The sequence below is a fragment of the Salegentibacter flavus genome, from assembly GCF_900115145.1.
Classification (GTDB): Bacteria; Bacteroidota; Bacteroidia; order Flavobacteriales; family Flavobacteriaceae; genus Salegentibacter; species Salegentibacter flavus.
In genome coordinates, this window is the sequence record NZ_FOVL01000002.1 from 15,255 (window position 1) to 36,388 (window position 21,134).

Genomic DNA, 21,134 nt, shown 5'->3' on the forward strand with positions numbered 1-21,134 from the left:
TTATCCCTTCAGAAACCAAAATGTAATGAGAAGGAAAATTGCAAAATTTTCAATCTTGCCTGTTTTTGCAGGCAGTATGTTTTTTAGCTTTTCAACAAAAGAAGCTGCTAACCTGGAGATGTTCTCCACCTCAAATCTGGACCTGGAATACACTGTGTCATTTGAGGAACCCGAAACCGAAATCCCTGAAGTACATTCAGACCTGCCTATTCTTGGTAAATCTTACCTCGGCTTTAAAGAAGCTGTAGGCTTTAAAGAGTCTGGTGGTAGGTACAGTGTAGTTAATGAATACGGGTACATGGGGAAATATCAGTTCGGGAAAGGAACCCTTGAATTAATAGGGGTCTATAACCCAACCGAATTTCTTAACTCTCCCGAGTTACAGGAAGCCGCGTTTTACGCCAATGCTTCCCGCAACAAATGGATACTTATTAGGGATATAGCCCGTTTTGAAGGCAAAGTGATTAACGGGGTGGAAGTGACCGAGTCAGGGATTCTGGCCGCAGCTCACCTTGCGGGGCCGGGCAGTGTTAAAAAATACCTTAGAAGCTGGGGAGCAACCGCTTTTAGTGATGCTTTTGGAACCAGTATCAGGAATTATATGAAACGTTTTGGGGGATATGATACTTCTTTCGTTAATCCGGAACGCAGGGCTAAAGCAGTGATTCAGCCTACACGGACTTAAAATTCTTTCTGAATAATAAATATAGCAGGCCTTTTATGAAGGTCTGTTTTTGTTTTCTTCCAGTCTGATGCGGTTTTGGTTATCACAAATTCTGAAGCTAAGGTAAGATCACAGGCTACACAAATTCTGGTTTCCGGATGCAGGTTTTGAACCAAGTCCTCCAGCATTTTGTTGTTGCGGTACGGGGTTTCAATAAAAATTTGTGCCTGATTTTTTTCAGCCGAAAGTCTTTCCAGGAATTTAATCTCTTGTTTACGTTCCTTTTTATCTATAGGGAGGTAGCCGTGAAAGCTAAAACATTGTCCGTTCATGCCGCTGGCCATCATGGCTAAGAGAATTGAGGAAGGACCAACTAGTGGTACGACCTGAATTCCTTCCCGATGAGCTATTTTTACTATTTCTGCACCGGGATCTGCAACCCCGGGACAACCTGCTTCACTCATTAGGCCTATATCCAGGCCTTTTTTACAGGCATTTAAGAATGTAGGTAGTTCAATCGCTTCTGTGAATTTATTAAGGCTTTGTAAATTTAATGCTTGCTGGTTTTTCTCAGGCAGGAGTTGCTTGATGTGCCTTCTCGCTGTCTTCTCGTTTTCAACGATAAGGTCGTTTAAACCTTCCAAAATGTTTTTTACTTTTTCAGGAATTACATCCAGCGGATTTTCGTTTCCCAGCGTAGTAGGGATTAAAAATAACCTACCTGAATATTTAAATGCATTTTCAGCCATTATTCTTCTTCCCTGTGAAGTTTGCGCGCAATATTCTCACAGGCTTCCTCGAGCATCTGGTAAACATTCTCGAACCCGTGGTCACCACCGAAATAAGGATCCGGTACATCTACATTTTCTCCCGGAAAAATCTCGTTCAAAATGAGTTTTACCTTTTGTTTGTCTTCTTCATGGCGGGCCAGAGAGATTACATTTTCATAATTGGAATTATCCATCACATAAATATGATCGAAATTATCAAAATCTGAAACACTGAATTGCCTCCCGAGCTGGTCTGTGATGTCAAGATCGTATTTTCTGGCTACAGAAATCGATCTTTTATCGGGCATGTCATTTATATGATAATCACCGGTGCCGGCAGAATCCACATGGACTTTCTTCCGGTCAACTTTAGATTTTAGAATACCTTCGGCAAGGGGTGATCTGCAGATATTGCCGAGGCACACCATTAATACCTTGGTTTTCATAACAAGAGTTTTTATGCTGTAAGCTTTTTGCTGAGGTCTTCAACAAATTTTTTAAATTGTTTGTCGGTCGTGGCCAGATTATCTACGGTCTTACAGGCATGTAGAACCGTGGCGTGGTCCCGTTTTCCTATTTGAGAGCCAATGCTGGCCAGAGAGGCCTTGGTGTATTTTTTAGCAAAGAACATCGCCAGTTGTCTCGCCTGAACGATATGGCGTTTCCTGGTTTTAGACTGAAGGGTTTGCACATCCATTTGGAAATAATCGCTCACCACTTTCTGAATATAATCTATAGAAACTTCGCGTTTGGTATTTTTTACATAATTGTCTACAATCTTTTTGGCGAGCTCCAGGGTGATATCTTTTTTATTGAAAGAAGAGTGGGCGATAAGCGAAATTATCGCACCTTCTAATTCCCTGATATTGGTCTTGATATTATTAGCAAGAAATTCCACGATGTCTTCGGGCATTTCTACCCCGTCGCGATAAAGCTTGTTTTTGATGATGGAAACGCGGGTTTCAAAATCAGGGTGTTGCAATTCTGCTGAAAGTCCCCATTTGAATCTTGAAAGTAACCTTTGTTCAATATCCTGCATATCTACAGGAGCTTTGTCACTGGTTAGGATCACTTGTTTTCCATTTTGGTGCAGGTGATTGAAAATATGGAAGAAAACATCCTGTGTCCCTGCTTTCCCTGAAAGCAGCTGAATATCATCTACAATAAGAACATCAATTATCTGGTAAAAATGGATGAAATCGTTCCTGTTATTCTTTTTAACCGATTCGATATACTGCTGGGTAAATTTTTCCGCAGAAATATAAAGGACGGTTTTTTCAGGATATTTATCTTTTATCTGAACTCCTATAGCATGCCCCAAATGAGTTTTTCCCAGTCCAACCGCTCCAAAGATTAACAATGGATTAAAGGATGTTCCTCCGGGTTTGTTAGCTACGGCCATCCCGGCAGATCTTGCCAACCTGTTGGAATCACCTTCTAGAAAATTCTCGAAATTATAGCTCGGGTTTAACTGCGACTCGATTTTTACATTTCTTATTCCGGGAATTACAAATGGGTTCTTTAATTCTGGGTTTTTATTTTTAATAGGAACATCTACTTCCTGAGATGCCATATTAGACCTTTGGGTACTTGGAATTTTTTCTGTAAAAGGGAGCTTATTGCCATAGGTGTTCTCCATTTTAATAACATATACCAGTTTTGCTTTTTCCCCTAATTCCCGGGTTAGCGATACTTTTAGGAGCTTTACATAGTGCTCTTCAAGCCATTCGTAGAAAAATTTGGAAGGCACCTGTATGCTCAACGCACAATCGGTTAGTTTTACTGCTTGTATAGGCTCAAACCATGTCTTATAGGCCTGAGGTGTGATGTTATCTTGAATAAAAGCCAGACAGCTATTCCAAACTGATTGCGCAGTTTTCGACATGCTTTGTTTTGCGTTATTTATGGGTTAGTAGATAGTTACAATGGCGATTGAAAGTGTTTAAACTTCCAGATCTTGGTGGAACAAATATGTGAACAAATTATGTAAAAAAAAAACCATTTAGGGGTTGAATTTTAAGAAAATTTTATGCATACTTAAATCCGCTTATGAAAGTACAAAACCTTGCCCTATTAACCTATTAAATCTTTATGAAAAGCCATACTAATTTTGTTAAAGTAAGATATGCCGAGACCGATCAGATGGGAGTGGTGCATCACGGAAATTACGCGCAATACCTTGAAATTGCTCGCATCGAGTGGTTAGAGCAACTCGGAATTTCATACAGGTCTATGGAAGAAAGCGGGGTGATGTTACCGGTTTATTCAATGGAATTTCGCTTCGTTAAACCCGCCCATTTTGGGGATGAACTGCAAATTGTAACCCGACTGAAAAGGCTTCCAAATGTTAAAATTGAATTTGATTATGAAGTGTTCAACAAAAAGGGTGATTTGCTTACTAAAGCTTCGACGGTTTTGGTGTTTATGGATTCGAAAACAAGACGACCCGTTAGGTGTCCTGAATATATCCTGGACAAATTAAAAGATTAATCCTCCAGCCTTTTTATTTCAATTTTGTAGGTGGTATCGAATTTTTGAAAAATACTTTCTGCCTCCTTTTTTCTTACTGAAATTCTAATCCTGCAATCCAGCTCGAGTTTCTGATCGATAACGTTAAGGTTATTTTCTTTTATGATGCGCATCACCGTATTCATTTCAGGATAATCGAACTTTATTTCAAAAATCTCATCTATGGTTCTGGTCACAATCCTGGACTCCTCTAAAGCCATTTGAGCTGCGGTTTTATAGGCGTTTATCAGGCCACCTACCCCGAGTTTTACTCCGCCGAAATAACGCACTACAACAATTAGCACATTGGTAACTTCAAAAGACTGGATCTGCCCGTAGATGGGCATTCCGGCTGAATTGGAGGGTTCTCCATCGTCATTGGCGCGATACTGAATTTCCTCTTTTCCCAGCTGCCAGGCGTAACACCAATGGCGTGCCTTATGGTGCTTGTTTTTTAATTCCTCCAGGTGAGCATTGATCTCTTCTTCGGTTTTAACCGGAAAAGCATATCCGAAAAACTTAGAATTCCTATCTTTAAAAAGAACTTCCGGCGAGGCCTTGGTTATGGTTTTGTAAGTATCCTTCATTTATTGGGAGTTTGCCACTAATAAAATACTAATTATCGCTAAAACAAGTCCGATCCAGTTTTTTCTTAACAGCACTTCCCTAAAAAAGACTATTCCAACCAGCGTTGAAGCCAAAACAATACCCACGTGATTCAGGGTGAAAAGTACCGAATTCTCAAAACCCGGACTTCGAAGCGCCATCACCAGAAAATAGATCGAAAAATAATTGGGAATTCCCAAAGCGATCCCGCCCGCCAGGCTTTTCCAGCTCAGTTTTAGTTTTCCAGAGATAGCCTGTATTATGATTATAAGAGTTCCAATAACCCCGGCTACGGCAAATATGCTGGTGGAGAACAAGCCTACATCTGTTTCAGAAACATAGAAATTCTCCAGGAAATTGAGACTGGTGTCAATAATTCCGCTGCCAAGAAACACCAGGAATGGAAAGATCAGGTTTTTCTTCTTGATCTTCAGGCCTTCTTTTTTCTTTATCGAACTTAGATAAACTGCGGCCAAAGCAAGCACAATCCCTAATAGTTTCAGGAAACCGGTGCTCTCATTGTAAATGAAAATTCCGAAGAAAACAGGAAGCGCCACCGACATTTTTGATGCGATCGATACAACCGCCATCCCGCTGCGCTGGGTTGTAATGGCTGCAAGATAAAATACGCTTATGAACAGGCCGCCTAGAAATAGCGAGCCCGGGAACCAGGTCTCCGAAGGAATTCTTATCAAGTCATCAGTGCTTTCAATAAACCACATAAAACCTACGGTACAGGCGATAAAATAATTTACGATTATGGCTTGCAGAGTGTTTACCCCGTATTTCTGATAAAGTTTAAAGACCACAAAAATTATGGTGGAAGAAAGAATGCTGAGCAACAGATAGATCAAAATAGTTCCTTTTTAGCGGTGAAAAGGTCTATCACATCTTCCCGGGTAGGTTCTATATTCCAGGTGTGAATGCCGAGCGCTGCGGCAGCCTTGGTATTTTCGGCGGTATCGTCTATAAAAAGACATTCTTCTGGCTGAAGCTCATGTTTATTTAAAACGAACTCATAGATTTCAACGTCAGGTTTTCTGAAATTGATTTCGTGCGAGAGATAGAATGCGTCAAAACAGGCCTTGAAATCTTCGTAGAAAGGTACATTTTCTTTTACCCAGTCTATGTGGATCTCGTTGGTATTGCTCAAAAGGATGAGCTTATAATCTTTTTCTTCTGAAAGTTTTTTCAGGAACTGGTAGCGGTATTGGGGGAAATCTATTAAAATCGCGTTCCAGGAATTCACAAAGATCTCTTGCTCCAGCTGCTTGAATTCCTCCTGATAGGTCCTTATAAACTTTTCTGAGCTTATCAAGCCTTTTTCATATTCCCGATTTAGTTCCAGAATGTCTTCCGTTAGATCCTCAATGCGGTGTTTACGCATCTCTCGAAGGGTTGCAGGTTTGTCAAGGTTGATGAAAACATCTCCAAAATCGAAGATAATGGCTTTAATCATTGCTGTATATTTTCAGGTTATCGCTCCCAATGTCTTTTTCTGAAATTATTTTTCCTGAAAAGACCGGAGCTTTAATTCCTCTTTGTAATTGAATTTTCCCGGTGAAGACCCTGGCTTCATCCCAAAGTCCTGCATCGATGAAAGTCTGAAGCGTCTTAGCCCCTCCTTCGATTATCACCGATTGGATTTCATGCTGGAATAGCACTTCACTGATCTGTTTGGTGATTTCTCCGTTGAAATCTATAGCTTCAAAGATCAGGTTCTTTTTGGCCGAAGCTTTTTCGAAGTCTTCCGTAAAGACGATAGTTTTTATACTGCCATCAAACAAAGCAGAGTCCTTCGGGATCCTAAGCTTTCTATCCAATACGATCCTAACGGGATCAGGGCCGTCCCAGAGGCGGGTGTTTAGTTTTGGATTGTCTGCCTCGGCGGTTTGAGTACCAACCATAATACCTTGTTCCTCACTGCGCCACTTATGCACCAGTTGATTGGAATGTGGATTAGTGATCCAAACCGGTTCGCGTTTCTCCTGCTTTTCGGGGGCGATAAAATTATCCTGACTTTGGGCCCATTTCAAAATAATATAGGGCCTTTTCTTCTGATGATAAGTAAAAAACCGTTTGTTCAGTCCATGGCATTCCTGTTCAAGGATTCCCACTTGCACCTCACAACCGGCATCCAGCAGTTTTTTAATTCCTCTTCCTGAAACTTCAGCAAATGGATCAACGCTGCCAATTACCACTTTTTTTATGCCTTTGGCAATGATTAGATCACTGCAGGGTGGGGTTTTTCCATAATGACTGCAGGGTTCCAGACTTACATAAATAGTACTGTACTTTAATAAAGACTCATCTTTAACAGACTTGATGGCAAGCACCTCGGCATGTGGTTCCCCAGCAATACGATGCCAGCCCTCACCAATAATCTTATTTTCGTATACGATTACACTTCCAACCATAGGATTGGGATAGGTAGTTCCCAGTCCGTTTTGGGCCAGTTGGATGCATCTTTTTATGTATATTTCGTGTATATTCACCCCGCAAAAATAGGATTTATAACAAGAATGAGTAATTTTAAAATAAGGGAAATTAAACCCGAAGATAATGAGCAGGTAGCCAAAGTGGTGCGCAGCGTACTCGTGGAAATGGGTGTGCCTAAAGTCGGCACGGCCTACGAGGACAAAGCCCTTGATGATATGTATGGCACCTATCAGCACCCGAGAATGAATTATTTTGTTCTCGAAAGCGAAGGAAAAATCATTGGAGGAGCGGGAATCGCTCCCTTAGCGGGACTGGAGGAGAAGGTCTGTGAATTGCAGAAAATGTATTTTCTTCCCGAAGCAAGGGGCAAAGGCCTTGGCGCCCAGATGATGGACACCTGCCTTAAATATGCCGCTTCCCAGGCTTTTGAAAAGTGCTATATTGAAACCCTGCCGTATATGGAAAATGCCCGAAAACTTTATGGAAAAAGCGGCTTCAAATCCCTGGAAGCCCCTATGGGGAACACCGGCCACTTTAACTGTACGATGTGGATGATAAGGGACGTTTAATAGTGCGCATTAAGTATATGAGGAAGGACGAAATATCAGGAATTTGACCCTATCGGAATTAAAAAGATCATTTCTCACTGAACTCACCAAAGAATACCCTTGTGAGGAGGCAAATTCATTTTTTGGTTTGTTAACAGAGGCTTACCTTGAAATGAGCAGGCTTCAGGTCGCTCTGCAACGCGATAAAGAAATAAGTGAGGCAGATCTTTCTAAATTTAAAAGTGCGAAGCAAAGGCTGTTAGAACACGAACCAATTCAGCATATTCTTGGTGAAACCGAATTTTTCGGTTTGAAATTCAAAGTGAGTAAAGATGTGCTGGTGCCGCGTCCCGAAACCGAGGAGCTCGTACAATGGATCCTGGATGATCTCGATTCCGAAAACAAACAATTAAGACTCCTGGATATTGGTACCGGTAGCGGTTGTATCGCGATAAGCCTGGCTAAAAACCTTCCGGAGGCAGAAATTTTTGCGATGGATATTTCAGCAGAAGCCCTGGAAACTGCCAGATTGAATGCCGCAAATAATAAAGTAGTTATTAATCTCGCTGAAACGGATGTGCTAAAGCTGGAAAAGCTTGAGCAGAATTTTAACCTTATCGTATCTAACCCGCCCTATGTACGGGAATTGGAAAAAACCGATATGCAGCCAAATGTCATTGATTATGAACCGGAGACTGCTTTATATGTAAAAGATGATGATCCTCTTATTTTTTACCGAAAGATCACCGGGCTGGCACAAAAAGCCCTGGTGCCGGGAGGTAAACTTTATTTTGAGATCAACCAGTACCTGGGGCCGGAAACAGAAAAATTACTTCAGGAGTATGGTTTTAAAACCGAACTCCGAAAGGATATTTACGGAAATTTCAGAATGCTGAAAGGCATAAAATAATCCAAAAAAATTTGTCGATTTGGAACAAACACAGAAAGAAAATACAATGAAAAGCATTGCCGTGTTCTGCGCCAGCAGTGAAGGGAATGATGTTGTAATTTCTGATGAATCCTACCGCCTGGGAAAAATGCTCGCCCAGAGAAATATAAACCTGGTTTTTGGTGGTAGTAAACTCGGCCTTATGGGGAGGGTAGCCGCCGGAAGCCTGGATCACAATGGGAAGGTGATTGGGATAATTCCCGATTTTCTCAAAACCAAAGAGGTAGTGCATCCCGGCTTAAGCGAACTTATCACTACACGAGATATGCACGAGCGCAAACTGAAAATGCACGAACTCAGCGATGGTTTTATAGCCCTGCCCGGTGGTTTCGGAACTTTTGAAGAGTTATTTGAGATCATAACCTGGGGTCAGCTGGGACTACATAAAAATCCAATAGGTTTGCTGAACATTAATGGTTTTTACGACGAATTAATAGCAATGTTGAAGACCATGGTTCGGAAAGAATTGCTTAAAAAAGAGAACTTTGATATGTTACTTATCGCAGCGAACATCGAGGAACTATTGGAGAAAATGTATAATTTTAAGCCACTGCCAGTCCCCAAATGGATGAATAAAGAGCAGACCTGATCAACTAAAAAAAGCAGAAATGAAAATCCGCAAACTTCAGCTGTATTCTTTAAATTTCAGGGAGCAATTGCATTTTTATCGGGACACCCTGGGTTTGAAGGTGAAACAGAATTCCGAGGAAAATTTTGAAGTGCAAATAGGGTATAGCCTGCTGGAATTTCAATACAAACAGGATGCTAAACCATATCATATCGCATTTCATATTCCCGATAATCAGGAAGAAGAGGCGCTTGATTGGGTGAAGAGACGTGTGCCTGTATTAAAGAATAATAATAAGGAGATCATAGATTTTAGTGCCTGGAATGCAAAATCTTTGTATTTCTATGATGCCGATGAGAATATTCTGGAATTCATCTCTCGCGGCGATTTTAATAAGCCTCAATCTGCTTTGTTTTCAGAAGAAAGTATCCTGGGCGTTGCTGAGATTGGTATTGGCACTACCCAAGTGCGGGAAAAGTTCAATTTTATGAATTCCCATTTTGGCTTGGAGAAATATGACGGTGATTTCGAGAAATTCTGCGCTATTGGAGACGATGAAGGCTTGTTGATCACCATAAACCGAAATAAGAAAGACTGGTTTCCAACCGATGATAAAGCCTATGCAGCTGAATTCCGAGTGGAGTTCCGTCACCAGGAGAAAGACCATCGATTAGTTTTTGAAAACGATCATTTGAAGAGGCTTTCAGAATAAAAATATTTGAAGATTTTATATGACCACTGAAGAAAAGATCAGGCAGTTACGTGAAGAATTAAATCATCATAATTACCTCTATTATGTGCTGGATAAGCCAGAAATAAGTGATTATGATTTCGATATGAAGCTTAAGGAATTACAGGAACTTGAAGAGCGATATCCTGAGTACGACGATCCTAATTCTCCAACCCGGCGTGTAGGAGGTGCCGTAACCAAAAGCTTTAAAACAGTGGTTCACCAATACCGCATGTATTCCCTTTCCAACTCTTATTCTAAGGAGGAACTGGAAGATTGGGAGAAACGGGTAAAAAAACTCGTTGATGGCAAATTACAATATGTTTGTGAGTTAAAATATGATGGTGCTTCCATAAGCCTCACCTACGAAGATGGAAAGTTAAAAAGAGCCGTTACCCGTGGGGATGGTTTTCAGGGGGACGACGTAACCAATAATATCAAGACCATCCGGTCTATTCCTCTTAAGCTGAAGGGAGATTATCCCGATAAATTCGATATCCGGGGGGAGATTATTCTGCCTTACGAAGGTTTTGCAAAAATGAATGCGGAAAGGGTGGAAGCCGGGGAGGAGCCCTATGCCAACCCCAGGAATACAGCTTCGGGAAGTCTGAAGCTTCAGGACAGCGCTGAGGTAGCAAAAAGGCCCTTGGATTGTCTGCTATACTCGATAGTTACTGAAAGAATTCCGGCGAAAACGCATTTTGAAACCCTGGAGAAAGCCAGAAGCTGGGGCTTTAAAGTACCCGCTGAAGCCGAATTGAAAGACAATATCGGAGAGGTGCTGGATTATATTAATTACTGGGATATTCATCGTCATGATCTGCCTTATGAAACCGATGGGGTGGTTGTGAAAGTGAACGATTTACACCAGCAGGATGAACTGGGCTATACCGCCAAATCGCCACGCTGGGCTATTGCCTATAAGTTTAAGGCCGAGCAGGAAGCAACAAAGCTTAAAAAGATAACTTACCAGGTTGGCCGCACGGGAGCGATAACTCCTGTAGCAAACCTGGAACCCGTGCAACTTGCGGGAACTATCGTTAAACGTGCTTCCTTGCATAATGCCGATCAGATCGCCAAACTGGACATAAGGGAAGGAGATACGGTTTTTGTGGAAAAAGGAGGGGAGATCATTCCCAAGATCGTAGGGGTTGATTTTACCAAACGAGATCCTGAAACTCCCGAAACCAAATATGCTGAAAATTGTCCCGAATGTGGAACAAAACTAATTAGAAAGGAAGGCGAAGCTCAGCATTACTGCCCTAATTACTACGGCTGCCCACCCCAAATCATCGGGCGTATTCAGCATTATATTTCCCGTAAGGCGATGGATATTGAAGGCCTGGGCGGAGAAACCGTGGCATTACTCGTAAACGCTGATCTCATAGAAAACTATGCCGATCTCTATACCCTGAAAAAAGAGGATATTCTTCCTTTAGAGCGTATGGCAGAGAAATCGGCTGAAAATCTCATCAACGGAATTGAAAAATCGAAGGAAATTCCGTTTGAAAGGACTTTGTTCGCACTCGGAATTCGGTATGTTGGAGAGACGGTTGCCAAAAAGCTGGCGAAACATTATAAAAGCATCGATGCACTGATGGCTGCTTCAGAAGAAGATCTGATCGCCATCGATGAAATTGGGGAAAGGATTGCCCGTAGTGTAAGGGAGTTCTTTTCTTCAGAAGAAAACAGGGAGATAATTCAACGTTTAAAGGAATACGGGGTTCAGTTGGAGATAGATGCTGAAGTGCTCGCCAATCATACCGATAAATTAGCAGGAAATACCTTTGTGATCTCAGGGGTTTTTGAAAAAGTGTCCCGGAATGAGCTCAAGAAAATGATAGAAGAGAATGGAGGAAAGGTGTCGGGTTCTATTTCAGGAAAAACCAATTACCTGGTTGCCGGAGAAAATATGGGCCCCAGCAAGCTCGCCAAAGCCGAAAAACTAGGCACAAATATAATTTCTGAAGATGAATTTCTTAAGATGTTATCCTGAATATAAAAGATTTCGTCGCTCTGAACCTGCCTTGCCGACCTTTAGATTTCATTCAGATTCTCATAAACTTTATGGAGGTATCCTTCTATACAGCTATCTTCACCCCGTTAGCTTCAATATTGTTTTTGCTGTCCAGGTAAAAATCTATCCGTCCAAGGTACAATCCGTAACAGCCAACCTGGTTTACCAGTACTTTTTTACCGGTCCGGTTGATTTCTACAGTAGGTTTATCTAAAAAGGTGTGGGTGTGTCCGCCAATAATCAGGTCTATGTTTTCTGTGGCGCGCGCCAGTTTAAGATCTGATACCTTATCGTGTTGATAATCGTAACCTAAATGTGAGAGACAAATCACCAGGTCACATTTTTGTTCTTCTTTGAGTTTTCGGCTCATATCCTGTGCGATCTCAATGGGATCAAGGTACTGGGTTTCCTTATAAAGCTTTTTAGATACCAGCCCATCCAGTTCTACCCCCAATCCAAAAATGCCGATCTTTACCCCATCCTTTCTGAATATTTTAAACGGTTGGGTGTGCCCGTCCATAACGGTATTGCTAAAATCGTAATTGGAAGAAATAAAGTCGAATTCTGCATGAGGGAGCTGGGCATAAAGGCCCTCTATTCCATTATCGAAATCGTGGTTCCCAATGGTAGAAGCATCATATTTCATTTTGCTCATTAGCTTAAATTCCAGCTCTCCACCGTAAAAATTAAAGTACGGGGTTCCCTGGAAAATATCGCCGGCATCTAGCAGCAGGGTATTCGGATTCTCTTTTTTGATCTTTTCAATTAAAGTAGCTCTCCTTGCCACCCCTCCCATATTGGGGTTACGTGCATCATCGGGACCAAAAGGGTCAATGTGACTGTGAACATCATTGGTGTGCAGGATTGTAATGTGTTTTTTGGCGAATGGCGTCATAGCAATGCTTGAAAGTCCGCCGAGGCCAACAAATGCAGTTGCTGCTGTGGTTTGCTGAATAAAATTTCTTCTTTTCATCTGTTTATTTTTTTAACTCTGCAAGGGTTCTAAACCCTTGCAGAGTTAATTTTTTCTAATGAACCGGTTGTCTCTTTCAGCTCTTATAGTGTCTGTTTTCTGAAAATAATCGATTATCGCATTGCGCAGTTTATAATCTACATTATAGAGTTCAATGGGATCTTTAAAGAAATTCATATTGTCGCCTCCTTGTTGCAAATAATCTGAAGTAGCTACAAAATAAGTGAGTTCAGGATCTATTTCCTCACCCTGAATTTTGGCAGAAGTAATCTTGAAATCCCTGTCCATTTCAATTTGAATGCCACTCACAGGATGTGCGGTTTTGGCTCGTTCCAGATAATCCAGCATTTCCAGGATCTTGTCCCCGGAAAGCTCTGCAATTACAATCTCATTTTCAAAGGGCATCAGCCCATAGGCGCTTCGGGCATTTACATTTCCCTTATTCAGTCCCGAACGAATTCCGCCGTGATTTAGCAACACCATGTCGATCTCATTTCCGGTACGGTTTTTTAACACCGGGTTTGCCTGTTCCATTACGATATCGGCCATCATATTTCCAATGGCGGTATTAAGCTCGCCTTCACTCTTATTCATACTCCTGGGGTTATATGCCAGGGTACTGTCCAGGGTTTTGTTGAGATGTTCCCGGTAAGGTTTTATGAATTCCTCCAGCTCAGCATTGGCTTGTTGGTTTGTGTCTATGGCGATTCTTTTTCCTTCTATTTCTGAAAGGAGGAGGTTCTCGGTCTTACACGAATTCAGCATTAGCAGGCTGAAAGCGAGAATACCAATATTTTTTAGAACGATCATTTACTAAAATATTTTCAGCAAAGATAAAGAGTAATTTAAAGTCTAATCCTGAAGAAGAAAATTATTCTTTAGCTCTTTAAAGAGAATTCAGTATAAAATCAGAAGAATACGCAATAAACACTAAACTTTATTATATTTATCGGAATTATAGCTTAATGAAATTTCAAGTTCTTCTTATTTGTTGTATTGTTTTTCTGGCCATATTTAATATCTATGGGGTGATTTCCGAATCTCCTTATTTGGTTTTAGGCTCTGGGCTGTTATTTTTTCTACCGCTCCTGGGATTTTATTTTAGAAAACTTAATGCAGCCAATTTGAACCTGGTTGCCTTTTGCTGCTTTGTCCTGGCCGGTATTTTTGCCGATAGCCTGGAGGAAAGCTGGTATTATAAAACTGCCGGACTTATCTGTTTTATGTCGGCGTATATTTTTCTGGGTCGGGAGGCCTTGCATTATACCAGGAGAGAGCACGCCAGTAAATATATGCTTGGTTATTTTTTGCTGCTGGTGTTGGTAAATTCTTATTTACTTCTGGAGCACCTGTTACAGCTGGAGCCATACATAAATAGCCAGGCGGAGTATTTACTTTATGTATTGTATTATTTGAACTTGCTGGTTTTCGGTGGAGTGGCCCTTATCTTTTACCTCAATTCCTATTCGCGGAAATCGGTTTATTTTATCACCCTTGTTCTGGCTTTTATTTTCGCCGATGTCTTCAGGGATATGGGAGAGTTTTACCTGCGGGACACTTTAGTTGTGGTGCTGGGGAATCTGCTTAGGTTTGCTGCTATTCTCTTTGCCTTCCTGTTTTTTGTGACTCCCGAAAAAAAGCTTCGGCTTTTGCATATGATTTAAACTCTTTTCTGTATCTATTTTCACAAAAAAATTAAAGCTGTTAAAAATGTAATTTTCCTTATTCCGAAAGACTTTAAAAGCATTTCTCTGAGTTTTTAATTATTTACATTTGTCCGCCCAAAAAGAACTGTGTTGCTAAAAATTTATAAAATCTACCTGGCTAAGAAAAGACTTAAAGCTGTAGCTCCTGTAAAGGATGCTTCGAATACCATCGAGGTAAAAAGTCTGGTTTTGCTCTATGATTCGCCAGATAAAGATTTGCTGAAAAGCCTGGAGAAACTAAAAAGGGAGTTGGGTATTTCTGAGGAAGATTTTCACTGTGTTTTCTGCGGAAGCGGGGATAAGGCCAGGGAAGAATCAATAGGCTTTCAGCTAAAAGATATCGCTTATAATGGAAAGATTAAAAACCAGGCCCTAAAGGAGATTATTCAGTCTGGCCCCGATCTTGTGATAAGTTACACTGAAAAAAACAATCGGGAAGCTTTATTCCTGCGGGAAGTGATTTCCGCCCTGGTGAAAGCGGGGAGGTTTGAAGAAAAAGAGGTCAACCTTAGCATAAACGACGGGAATAAACCGGAAGTTTTTACAGATGAGTTGATCAAATATTTAAAAATTTTAAAAGGAGAATAAATAGAAATGAAAGAATTTGTTGGTACCGGGGTAGCACTTATCACCCCGTTCAGGGAAGATTTTTCGGTTGATGTGGAAGCCCTGGAAAACCTGGTCGAAAATCAAATTGAAAACAATATAGATTACCTGGTTGTGCTTGGCACAACCGCAGAGAGTGCTTGCCTCACCAAAGAGGAAAAAGAACTTATAAAAGCTACGGTAGTAAAAAAGAATAATGGCCGTCTTCCCCTGGTCCTGGGAGCCGGAGGAAATAACACTACCGCCCTTGGTGAAGAACTAAAAACCGGAAAGCTTGATGGTTTTTCAGCTATATTATCGGTTTCTCCTTATTATAATAAACCGACTCAGGAAGGGATTTATCAGCATTTCAAGCTGATAGCAGAGGCCTCGCCTTTGCCTGTTATTTTATACAATGTTCCGGGCAGAACGGCATCTAATATATTGCCACAAACCGTAAATCGTATAGCCCGCGATCTTCCAAATGTGATAGGAATTAAAGAAGCAGCTGGCGATATCGTACAAGCTATGAACCTTATCTCGTTGGTTCCGGAAGATTTTCTGGTTATCTCGGGCGACGATATGATCACCTTGCCAAAGGTCCTTGCCGGTGGAAAAGGAGTGATCTCGGTTATAGGTCAGGGCTTTCCGAAGGAGTTTTCAGAAATGGTTTCCCTTGGTCTTGCCGGAAAAGCAAAGGAAGCTTATAAATTGCATTATAAAATAGCGCCTTCAATAGATTTGATCTTTGCAGAAGGCAATCCCGGCGGAATCAAGGCCCTGCTTTATAAAAAGGAACTCTGCCAAAATGTATTGCGGCTTCCACTTGTAAAGGCTTCAGATACTTTGACACAGCAGATAAATGATTTTGTAGATAGCTTTTAATTATAACGTTTAACCCCCGCCCCTGAAGTGGGGGTTGTTTTTTAGACTTCATTCAACTTATTTCGGTTAGAGTTTTTACTGAAATTACAATAAAACTCCTGTTTTCGGGTTAATGCAGTGCGAGTGAAAGTTTTTTTATACTCAGGAAAAAATGTACTTTTGCCAGATGTTTTTACAAAGAATGAAAAAAGCCTTTTTATTAGTCAGTGTATTATTGTTAAGTGTTTCGTGTAGCGAGTATCAAAAACTCCTGAAAAGCGAAGACACCGGTGAGAAATATGCTACTGCCGAACAGCTTTATAACGAAGCCAAAGAAGAAGAAAGCAAACCAAAATTCAGGAAGGCCCTGCGTCTTTTTGAACAAATAGTGCCAGAGTACAGAGGTAAGCCGCAGGGGGAAAAATTAAGTTTCCTTTTTGCCGATACTTACTATCAGTTGGGGGATTATTACCTGTCTTCTTATCAGTTTGAGCGTTTTCAGCAGTCTTATCCCAATTCTGAAAAGCTGGAGGAGGCTGCTTTCAAGAAAGCTGCGAGTTTTTACGAGCTTTCGCCACGTTATGACCTGGATCAAACCGATACCCGTAAAGCCATTACCGAACTTCAGGCTTACCTTAATACTTTCCCTGACGGGGAATATGCGATCCGTGCCAATGAACTGGCCACCGAATTAAGAGTAAAACTGGAGAAAAAGGCCTTTGAAATTGCAAAACAATACCATACCACCGGCCTGGCCCGTGCAGGTAATTTCAGAGCTGCGATCACTTCCTTTGATAATTTTACGAAAGAATATCCCGGTTCTCCTTTTAGAGAAGAGGCTTTCTATTACAGGTTTGATGCGACTTACCAATTGGCCATAAACAGTTTTGCCAGCCTTATGGAAGAGCGTTTAAAAGAAGCAAAAACATATTACCAGGCATACGTGAAGCGATATCCGGAAGGGGAATACCTTTCCTCGATGAATGCTTCATTAGAAGATATTGAAACGAGGTTACAAAATTTATAATTAGCAAGAAAGAATGATGGACATTAAGAAATCTGACGCCCCGGTGAACACTACCACTATCGATAAGAATCTGGTAGATGCACCCACCAATAACATTTATGAAGCTATTTCTGTAGTAGCGAAACGCGCTAACCAGATCAATGCTGAGATTAAAAAGGAATTGCTTGAGAAGCTGGACGAATTTGCCACTTACAACGATAGCCTTGACGAGATCTTTGAGAATAAAGAGCAGATAGAGGTTTCTAAGTATTATGAAAAACTTCCCAAGCCGCATTCTTTAGCGATCCAGGAATGGTTGGATGACAAGATATACTACCGCAACACCAAAGATTCTGAAGAAGCATAATCTGGTATTATGTCGGTACTAAAAGGTAAAAACGTACTCTTAGGCGTTACCGGTGGTATCGCTGCCTATAAAACTGCCTTTTTAGTAAGACTTCTTATTAAAGCCGGTGCCCACGTAAAAGTGGTGATGACGCCCGCTGCTAAAGAATTTGTTACTCCGTTAACACTTTCCACATTATCAAAGAATGAGGTATTTTCATCTTTCACCAATGAGGAAGATGAAAATGCTGTTTGGAACAATCACGTAGAACTCGGCCTCTGGGCCGATTTTATGATTGTAGCCCCAGCCTCTGCCAATACTTTGGCTAAAATGGCTTCAGGAACAGCCGATAATTTATTGCTTGCTGTTTACCTCTCAGCAAAATGCCCGGTGTTTTTTGCGCCGGCTATGGACCTGGATATGTACCGGCATCCGTCTACTTCAAACAGCTTTGATCAACTTAAGGAATACGGGAATATTATGATCCCGGCAGGAACCGGGGAACTCGCCAGCGGACTCCACGGAGAAGGCCGGATGGCAGAACCCGAAGATATCATGCAATTCCTGGAGGAACATTTTTCAGCACAACTTCCTTTGAGGGATAAAACCGTTTTAATTACCGCCGGGCCAACTTATGAGGCTATAGACCCCGTTCGTTTTATCGGAAACCATTCCAGCGGAAAAATGGGCTTTGCTTTGGCGGAAACAGCTGCCGCTTTGGGAGCGAATGTTATCCTGGTTTCCGGCCCCACACATTTGGAGATCAGTGAGCCCAATCTGAACCTCATCAGGGTGGTGAGCAATGAAGAAATGTATGCTGAGGTAAATAAATACTTTGCTGAAGCAGATGTGGTGATCGCCGCTGCTGCGGTTTCCGATTACAAGCCAAAACAGGTCTCTTCGCAAAAGATCAAGAAAAACGACAACAATCTTACTTTAGAGCTGGAAAAAACCCGTGATATTCTTGCCACCCTGGGAGAGAATAAAACAAAACAGCTTCTTGTAGGTTTCGCCCTGGAAACCAATGATGAGCTTGAAAATGCCCGCGGAAAACTGAAGCGGAAACACCTCGATTTCATAGTTTTAAATTCGCTTCAGGACAAAGGAGCCGGCTTTCAGAAAGACACCAATAAGATCACTATCGTCTATCCCGATTCGGTTAAGGAATTTGATCTGAAACCAAAATCGGAAGTAGCGAAGGATATTTTAAATGAAATCGTAACTTTGATACATGCGTAACTTTCTCCTGATTATTTTGATGTTTGCCGGCCTTAGTCAAATGAAGGCTCAGGAACTCAATTGTCAGGTGGTTTTGAATACCGAACAAACCGGCCAAAGCAACCTTTCAGTTTTTCGTACCCTGGAACGCGCCCTTACCGAATTCGTAAACCAAACCAGCTGGACCGACAAGGAATTTTTGCCCCACGAGCGCATAAATTGTAGTATGTTCATAACCCTGAACAGCTTTGAAGGTGAATCTTTCTCCGGTACCATCCAGGTGCAGTCTTCACGACCCGTTTACGGAACTACCATGGTAAGCCCGGTTTTAAATTTTAATGACGATCAATTTGGTTTTAGCTACCGCGAATACCAACCCTTAAATTACAGCCAGAATTCTTATAGTTCCAATCTCGTTTCAGTGTTGAGTTTCTATGTATATACAATCTTAGGCCTGGATGCTGACACTTTTTCTCCTGAAGGAGGAACCCAATATTACCAGGAGGCCAATAGGATTGTGACAACCGCGCAGCAGGGTGGAAGCCAGGGCTGGAGTGGTGCCGATGGAAACAATTCCCGCTACCGCCTGAATACCGATCTTCTTTCAAATACCTTTGCCGAATACCGTACGGCACTATACGAATATCACCGCCTTGGCCTGGATGAAATGCACCGCGACCAGGAAAAAGGTAAAATGGCCATCGCTGATGCTTTGGAAAAACTGGAAACCATGAATCGTCGACGTGCAAATTCGCTCCTGCTACGTACCTTTTTTGATTCCAAAGCCGATGAGATCTCACAAATATTCAGTGGAGGTCCTGCTATAAACCGGCCCGGTTTAACAGAAACCTTAACCAATATCGCCCCGCGTTATTCCCGTAACTGGCGAAACCTGCAATAATTATTTTCCCGGTTGATTGGGAAAGATTTCTCCCGTATATTTAGCACAAATTCTAACAACTTGCTTACTGCACTATCTATAAAAAATTACGCCCTCATTGAAGATATAAATATCAAACTTCAGGAAGGCTTTACCATAATTACCGGAGAAACCGGTGCCGGAAAATCGATAATGCTTGGGGCCCTTGGCCTCCTGCTTGGCGACCGCGCCGATTATAGTTCCATTCGAGACACCGCTAAAAAGTGTGTTATTGAAGGGGCTTTTAATATTGGGAATTACAATTTGAAAGACTTCTTTCTGAAAGAAGATCTGGACTTTGAAACTCAAACCATAATCCGCCGGGAGATTTTGCCTTCAGGGAAATCACGGGCTTTTGTAAACGACACGCCGGTGAAGCTTTCTTCCCTGAATAAACTGGGTGGATTTCTTATTGATGTTCACAGTCAGCATGAAACCCTTAGCCTTGGGAATAATGAGTATCAGTTTCAGGTGATAGATACCATTGCCGGGAATGAAGCCTTATTGCTGGATTATCGCAATCGCTTCAGGGAATTCAAGAAACTGAACCGCAGGCTGGAAGAACTCAAAGAGGAACAGGCCCAGGCAGCCCGGGAGTATGATTATAATCTTTTCCTACTGAATGAACTTGAAGAAGCCAACCTCAAACCGGGAATGCTGGAAGAGCTGGAAAGCCGCTATGAAGAGTTGAACAATGTAGAAGAACTTACCGAAAAACTGGGTTCCGCAGTAGAGCTAATCGGCAGGGAAGACATTGGAAGTTTGGACACCCTAAAAGAGGTGCGGGCAGGATTATCTAAAATTGCAGGTTTTTCAGCGACCTATGAAAGTTTGAACGAGCGTGTGGAAAGCATTATCATTGAGCTCGATGATATCTCCCAGGAACTTTCAGATGCATTGGAGAGAGTTGAAGCCAACCCTGAAGAGCTGGAAGCAACAAACCAGAAACTTCAGCTTATTTATAACCTTCAGAAGAAACATTCCGCAGAGAATATTGAAGAATTACTGGAAATAAAAGGTCAGCTTCAGGAAAAAGTATCCGTGAGTGAAAATGCCGAAGCCTCCCTGCTGGAAGCTGAAAAAGCTATTTCAAAAGCTAAGAATGGCCTCGTTGCGGTTTCAGCAAAGATTCACCAGAATCGTAAAAAGATCATTCCGGTATTTGTCAAACAAACCGAAGAGATCCTTACTGGTTTGGGGATGCCAAATGCCCGCCTTAAGATCGAATTGAAACCGCAAGAGGAACTACTTTCGAACGGACAGGACCAATTATTCTGGTATCTCGCGGCCAATAAAGGCGGAGACTTCAAGGAGATGAAAAAAGCAGCTTCGGGCGGGGAATTATCGCGTATTATGCTGGCGGTGAAGAGTATTCTGGCCGCGCAAAGTAGTTTACCTACCATTATTTTTGATGAAATAGATACCGGGGTTTCCGGGGATATTGCGCAGAAAATGGGCGAGATCCTGAAGCGAATGGGAGAATCTATGCAGGTGATCGCGATCACTCACCTTCCGCAGATAGCCGGAAAAGGGAACAGTCACTTCAAGATATTCAAAGAGGACTCGGCACAAATAACAACCACCAAGATCTCTGAACTGGAGCAGAATGAGCGGATTGAGGAACTGGCGATGATGCTTGGCGGAAATAATATTAGTGAATCGGCAATGGCGCATGCCAGAGCTTTGTTGAATTAGAAAACTAACCGGTTGAGCCTCTG

24 protein-coding genes are annotated in these 21,134 nt (G+C 41.8%); 15 read left to right on the plus strand and 9 right to left on the minus strand.

Annotated features, from left to right (window positions below):
* The first annotated feature begins 25 nt into the window (after positions 1–25).
* On the plus strand, positions 26–685 hold the full coding sequence (locus BM266_RS02275; protein ID WP_093405369.1) for a peptidoglycan-binding protein LysM: 660 nt from the start codon (positions 26–28) through the stop codon (positions 683–685).
* On the opposite strand, the gene BM266_RS02280 is transcribed toward BM266_RS02275, so the two are convergent.
* From BM266_RS02280 to dnaA, 3 genes are read right to left on the minus strand one after another with little or no spacing between them, the layout of a single operon-like run.
* On the minus strand, positions 682–1,413 hold the full coding sequence (locus tag BM266_RS02280; protein WP_093405372.1) for an SAM-dependent methyltransferase: 732 nt from the start codon (positions 1,411–1,413) through the stop codon (positions 682–684). The two genes, BM266_RS02275 and BM266_RS02280, sit on opposite strands and share 4 nt — an antisense overlap.
* A complete protein-coding gene (locus BM266_RS02285; protein WP_093405374.1) occupies positions 1,413–1,880 on the minus strand; it encodes a low molecular weight protein-tyrosine-phosphatase in 468 nt (155 codons plus the stop codon). The genes BM266_RS02280 and BM266_RS02285 overlap by 1 nt, the downstream gene beginning before the upstream one ends.
* 11 nt (positions 1,881–1,891) lie before the next feature.
* The gene (dnaA, locus tag BM266_RS02290) at positions 1,892–3,319 is read right to left on the minus strand and encodes a chromosomal replication initiator protein DnaA (protein WP_093405377.1); all 1,428 of its coding nucleotides are present in this window, start codon (positions 3,317–3,319) and stop codon (positions 1,892–1,894) included.
* A 206-nt stretch (positions 3,320–3,525) separates the two neighbouring features.
* On the opposite strand from dnaA, the gene BM266_RS02295 reads away from it, so the two are divergent.
* On the plus strand, positions 3,526–3,924 hold the full coding sequence (locus tag BM266_RS02295; RefSeq protein ID WP_093405379.1) for an acyl-CoA thioesterase: 399 nt from the start codon (positions 3,526–3,528) through the stop codon (positions 3,922–3,924).
* Here the strand turns inward: BM266_RS02295 and BM266_RS02300 are convergent.
* The 4 genes from BM266_RS02300 to ribD are packed head-to-tail and all read right to left on the minus strand — an operon-like array spanning position 3,921 to position 7,043.
* Complete coding sequence (locus tag BM266_RS02300) at positions 3,921–4,529, minus strand: IMPACT family protein (protein WP_093405382.1); 609 nt, start codon at positions 4,527–4,529, stop codon at positions 3,921–3,923. The two genes, BM266_RS02295 and BM266_RS02300, sit on opposite strands and share 4 nt — an antisense overlap.
* A complete protein-coding gene (locus BM266_RS02305) occupies positions 4,530–5,402 on the minus strand; it encodes an EamA family transporter (RefSeq protein WP_093405386.1) in 873 nt (290 codons plus the stop codon).
* On the minus strand, positions 5,399–6,007 hold the full coding sequence (locus BM266_RS02310) for an HAD family hydrolase (protein ID WP_093405388.1): 609 nt from the start codon (positions 6,005–6,007) through the stop codon (positions 5,399–5,401). The genes BM266_RS02305 and BM266_RS02310 overlap by 4 nt, the downstream gene beginning before the upstream one ends.
* Positions 6,000–7,043 carry a bifunctional diaminohydroxyphosphoribosylaminopyrimidine deaminase/5-amino-6-(5-phosphoribosylamino)uracil reductase RibD gene (gene ribD, locus BM266_RS02315; protein ID WP_093405391.1) on the minus strand — a complete coding sequence of 348 codons (1,044 nt, stop codon included), beginning with the start codon at positions 7,041–7,043 and terminating at the stop codon, positions 6,000–6,002. The genes BM266_RS02310 and ribD overlap by 8 nt, the downstream gene beginning before the upstream one ends.
* A 27-nt stretch (positions 7,044–7,070) precedes the next feature.
* On the opposite strand from ribD, the gene BM266_RS02320 reads away from it, so the two are divergent.
* From BM266_RS02320 to ligA, 5 genes are read left to right on the plus strand one after another with little or no spacing between them, the layout of a single operon-like run.
* A complete protein-coding gene (locus tag BM266_RS02320) occupies positions 7,071–7,556 on the plus strand; it encodes a GNAT family N-acetyltransferase (RefSeq protein ID WP_093405393.1) in 486 nt (161 codons plus the stop codon).
* 43 nt (positions 7,557–7,599) lie between these two features.
* Positions 7,600–8,445, plus strand: coding sequence for a peptide chain release factor N(5)-glutamine methyltransferase (gene prmC / locus BM266_RS02325; protein ID WP_093405396.1), 846 nt, complete (start codon positions 7,600–7,602; stop codon positions 8,443–8,445).
* 46 nt (positions 8,446–8,491) lie between these two features.
* Complete coding sequence (locus BM266_RS02330; protein WP_093405399.1) at positions 8,492–9,073, plus strand: LOG family protein; 582 nt, start codon at positions 8,492–8,494, stop codon at positions 9,071–9,073.
* A gap of 19 nt (positions 9,074–9,092) precedes the next feature.
* Positions 9,093–9,764, plus strand: coding sequence for a VOC family protein (locus BM266_RS02335; RefSeq protein WP_093405401.1), 672 nt, complete (start codon positions 9,093–9,095; stop codon positions 9,762–9,764).
* A gap of 19 nt (positions 9,765–9,783) precedes the next feature.
* Positions 9,784–11,778 carry an NAD-dependent DNA ligase LigA gene (gene ligA / locus BM266_RS02340; protein WP_093405404.1) on the plus strand — a complete coding sequence of 665 codons (1,995 nt, stop codon included), beginning with the start codon at positions 9,784–9,786 and terminating at the stop codon, positions 11,776–11,778.
* Between the two features lie 85 nt (positions 11,779–11,863).
* Here the strand turns inward: ligA and BM266_RS02345 are convergent, their stop codons facing one another.
* Positions 11,864–12,772, minus strand: a complete 909-nt coding sequence (locus tag BM266_RS02345; RefSeq protein WP_093405405.1) for a bifunctional metallophosphatase/5'-nucleotidase — start codon at positions 12,770–12,772, stop codon at positions 11,864–11,866.
* A gap of 45 nt (positions 12,773–12,817) precedes the next feature.
* A complete protein-coding gene (locus tag BM266_RS02350; protein ID WP_093405408.1) occupies positions 12,818–13,582 on the minus strand; it encodes a 5'-nucleotidase C-terminal domain-containing protein in 765 nt (254 codons plus the stop codon).
* Positions 13,583–13,737: 155 nt separating this feature from the next.
* On the opposite strand from BM266_RS02350, the gene BM266_RS02355 reads away from it, so the two are divergent.
* The 8 genes from BM266_RS02355 to recN all read left to right on the plus strand — a co-directional run bounded on the left by BM266_RS02355 (position 13,738) and on the right by recN (position 21,111).
* Positions 13,738–14,436: a hypothetical protein gene (locus tag BM266_RS02355; protein ID WP_093405410.1), complete on the plus strand. Its 699-nt coding sequence runs from the start codon at positions 13,738–13,740 to the stop codon at positions 14,434–14,436.
* A gap of 132 nt (positions 14,437–14,568) precedes the next feature.
* Entirely contained in the window at positions 14,569–15,066 is a 498-nt protein-coding gene (locus BM266_RS02360) for a DUF6913 domain-containing protein (protein WP_093405413.1), read from the plus strand.
* A 6-nt stretch (positions 15,067–15,072) separates the two neighbouring features.
* Complete coding sequence (gene dapA, locus BM266_RS02365) at positions 15,073–15,948, plus strand: 4-hydroxy-tetrahydrodipicolinate synthase (RefSeq protein WP_093405415.1); 876 nt, start codon at positions 15,073–15,075, stop codon at positions 15,946–15,948.
* Positions 15,949–16,129: 181 nt separating this feature from the next.
* Positions 16,130–16,954 (plus strand): outer membrane protein assembly factor BamD, encoded by an 825-nt coding sequence (locus BM266_RS02370; RefSeq protein WP_245760368.1) that lies wholly within the window; start codon positions 16,130–16,132, stop codon positions 16,952–16,954.
* A gap of 16 nt (positions 16,955–16,970) precedes the next feature.
* The gene (locus BM266_RS02375) at positions 16,971–17,300 is read left to right on the plus strand and encodes a DNA-directed RNA polymerase subunit omega (RefSeq protein WP_093405889.1); all 330 of its coding nucleotides are present in this window, start codon (positions 16,971–16,973) and stop codon (positions 17,298–17,300) included.
* Between the two features lie 9 nt (positions 17,301–17,309).
* Entirely contained in the window at positions 17,310–18,518 is a 1,209-nt protein-coding gene (coaBC, locus tag BM266_RS02380; protein ID WP_093405420.1) for a bifunctional phosphopantothenoylcysteine decarboxylase/phosphopantothenate--cysteine ligase CoaBC, read from the plus strand.
* Complete coding sequence (gene porD / locus BM266_RS02385; protein WP_093405422.1) at positions 18,511–19,398, plus strand: type IX secretion system protein PorD; 888 nt, start codon at positions 18,511–18,513, stop codon at positions 19,396–19,398. The genes coaBC and porD overlap by 8 nt, the downstream gene beginning before the upstream one ends.
* A gap of 60 nt (positions 19,399–19,458) precedes the next feature.
* The gene (gene recN, locus BM266_RS02390) at positions 19,459–21,111 is read left to right on the plus strand and encodes a DNA repair protein RecN (protein ID WP_093405892.1); all 1,653 of its coding nucleotides are present in this window, start codon (positions 19,459–19,461) and stop codon (positions 21,109–21,111) included.
* Positions 21,112–21,134: the final 23 nt, after the last annotated feature.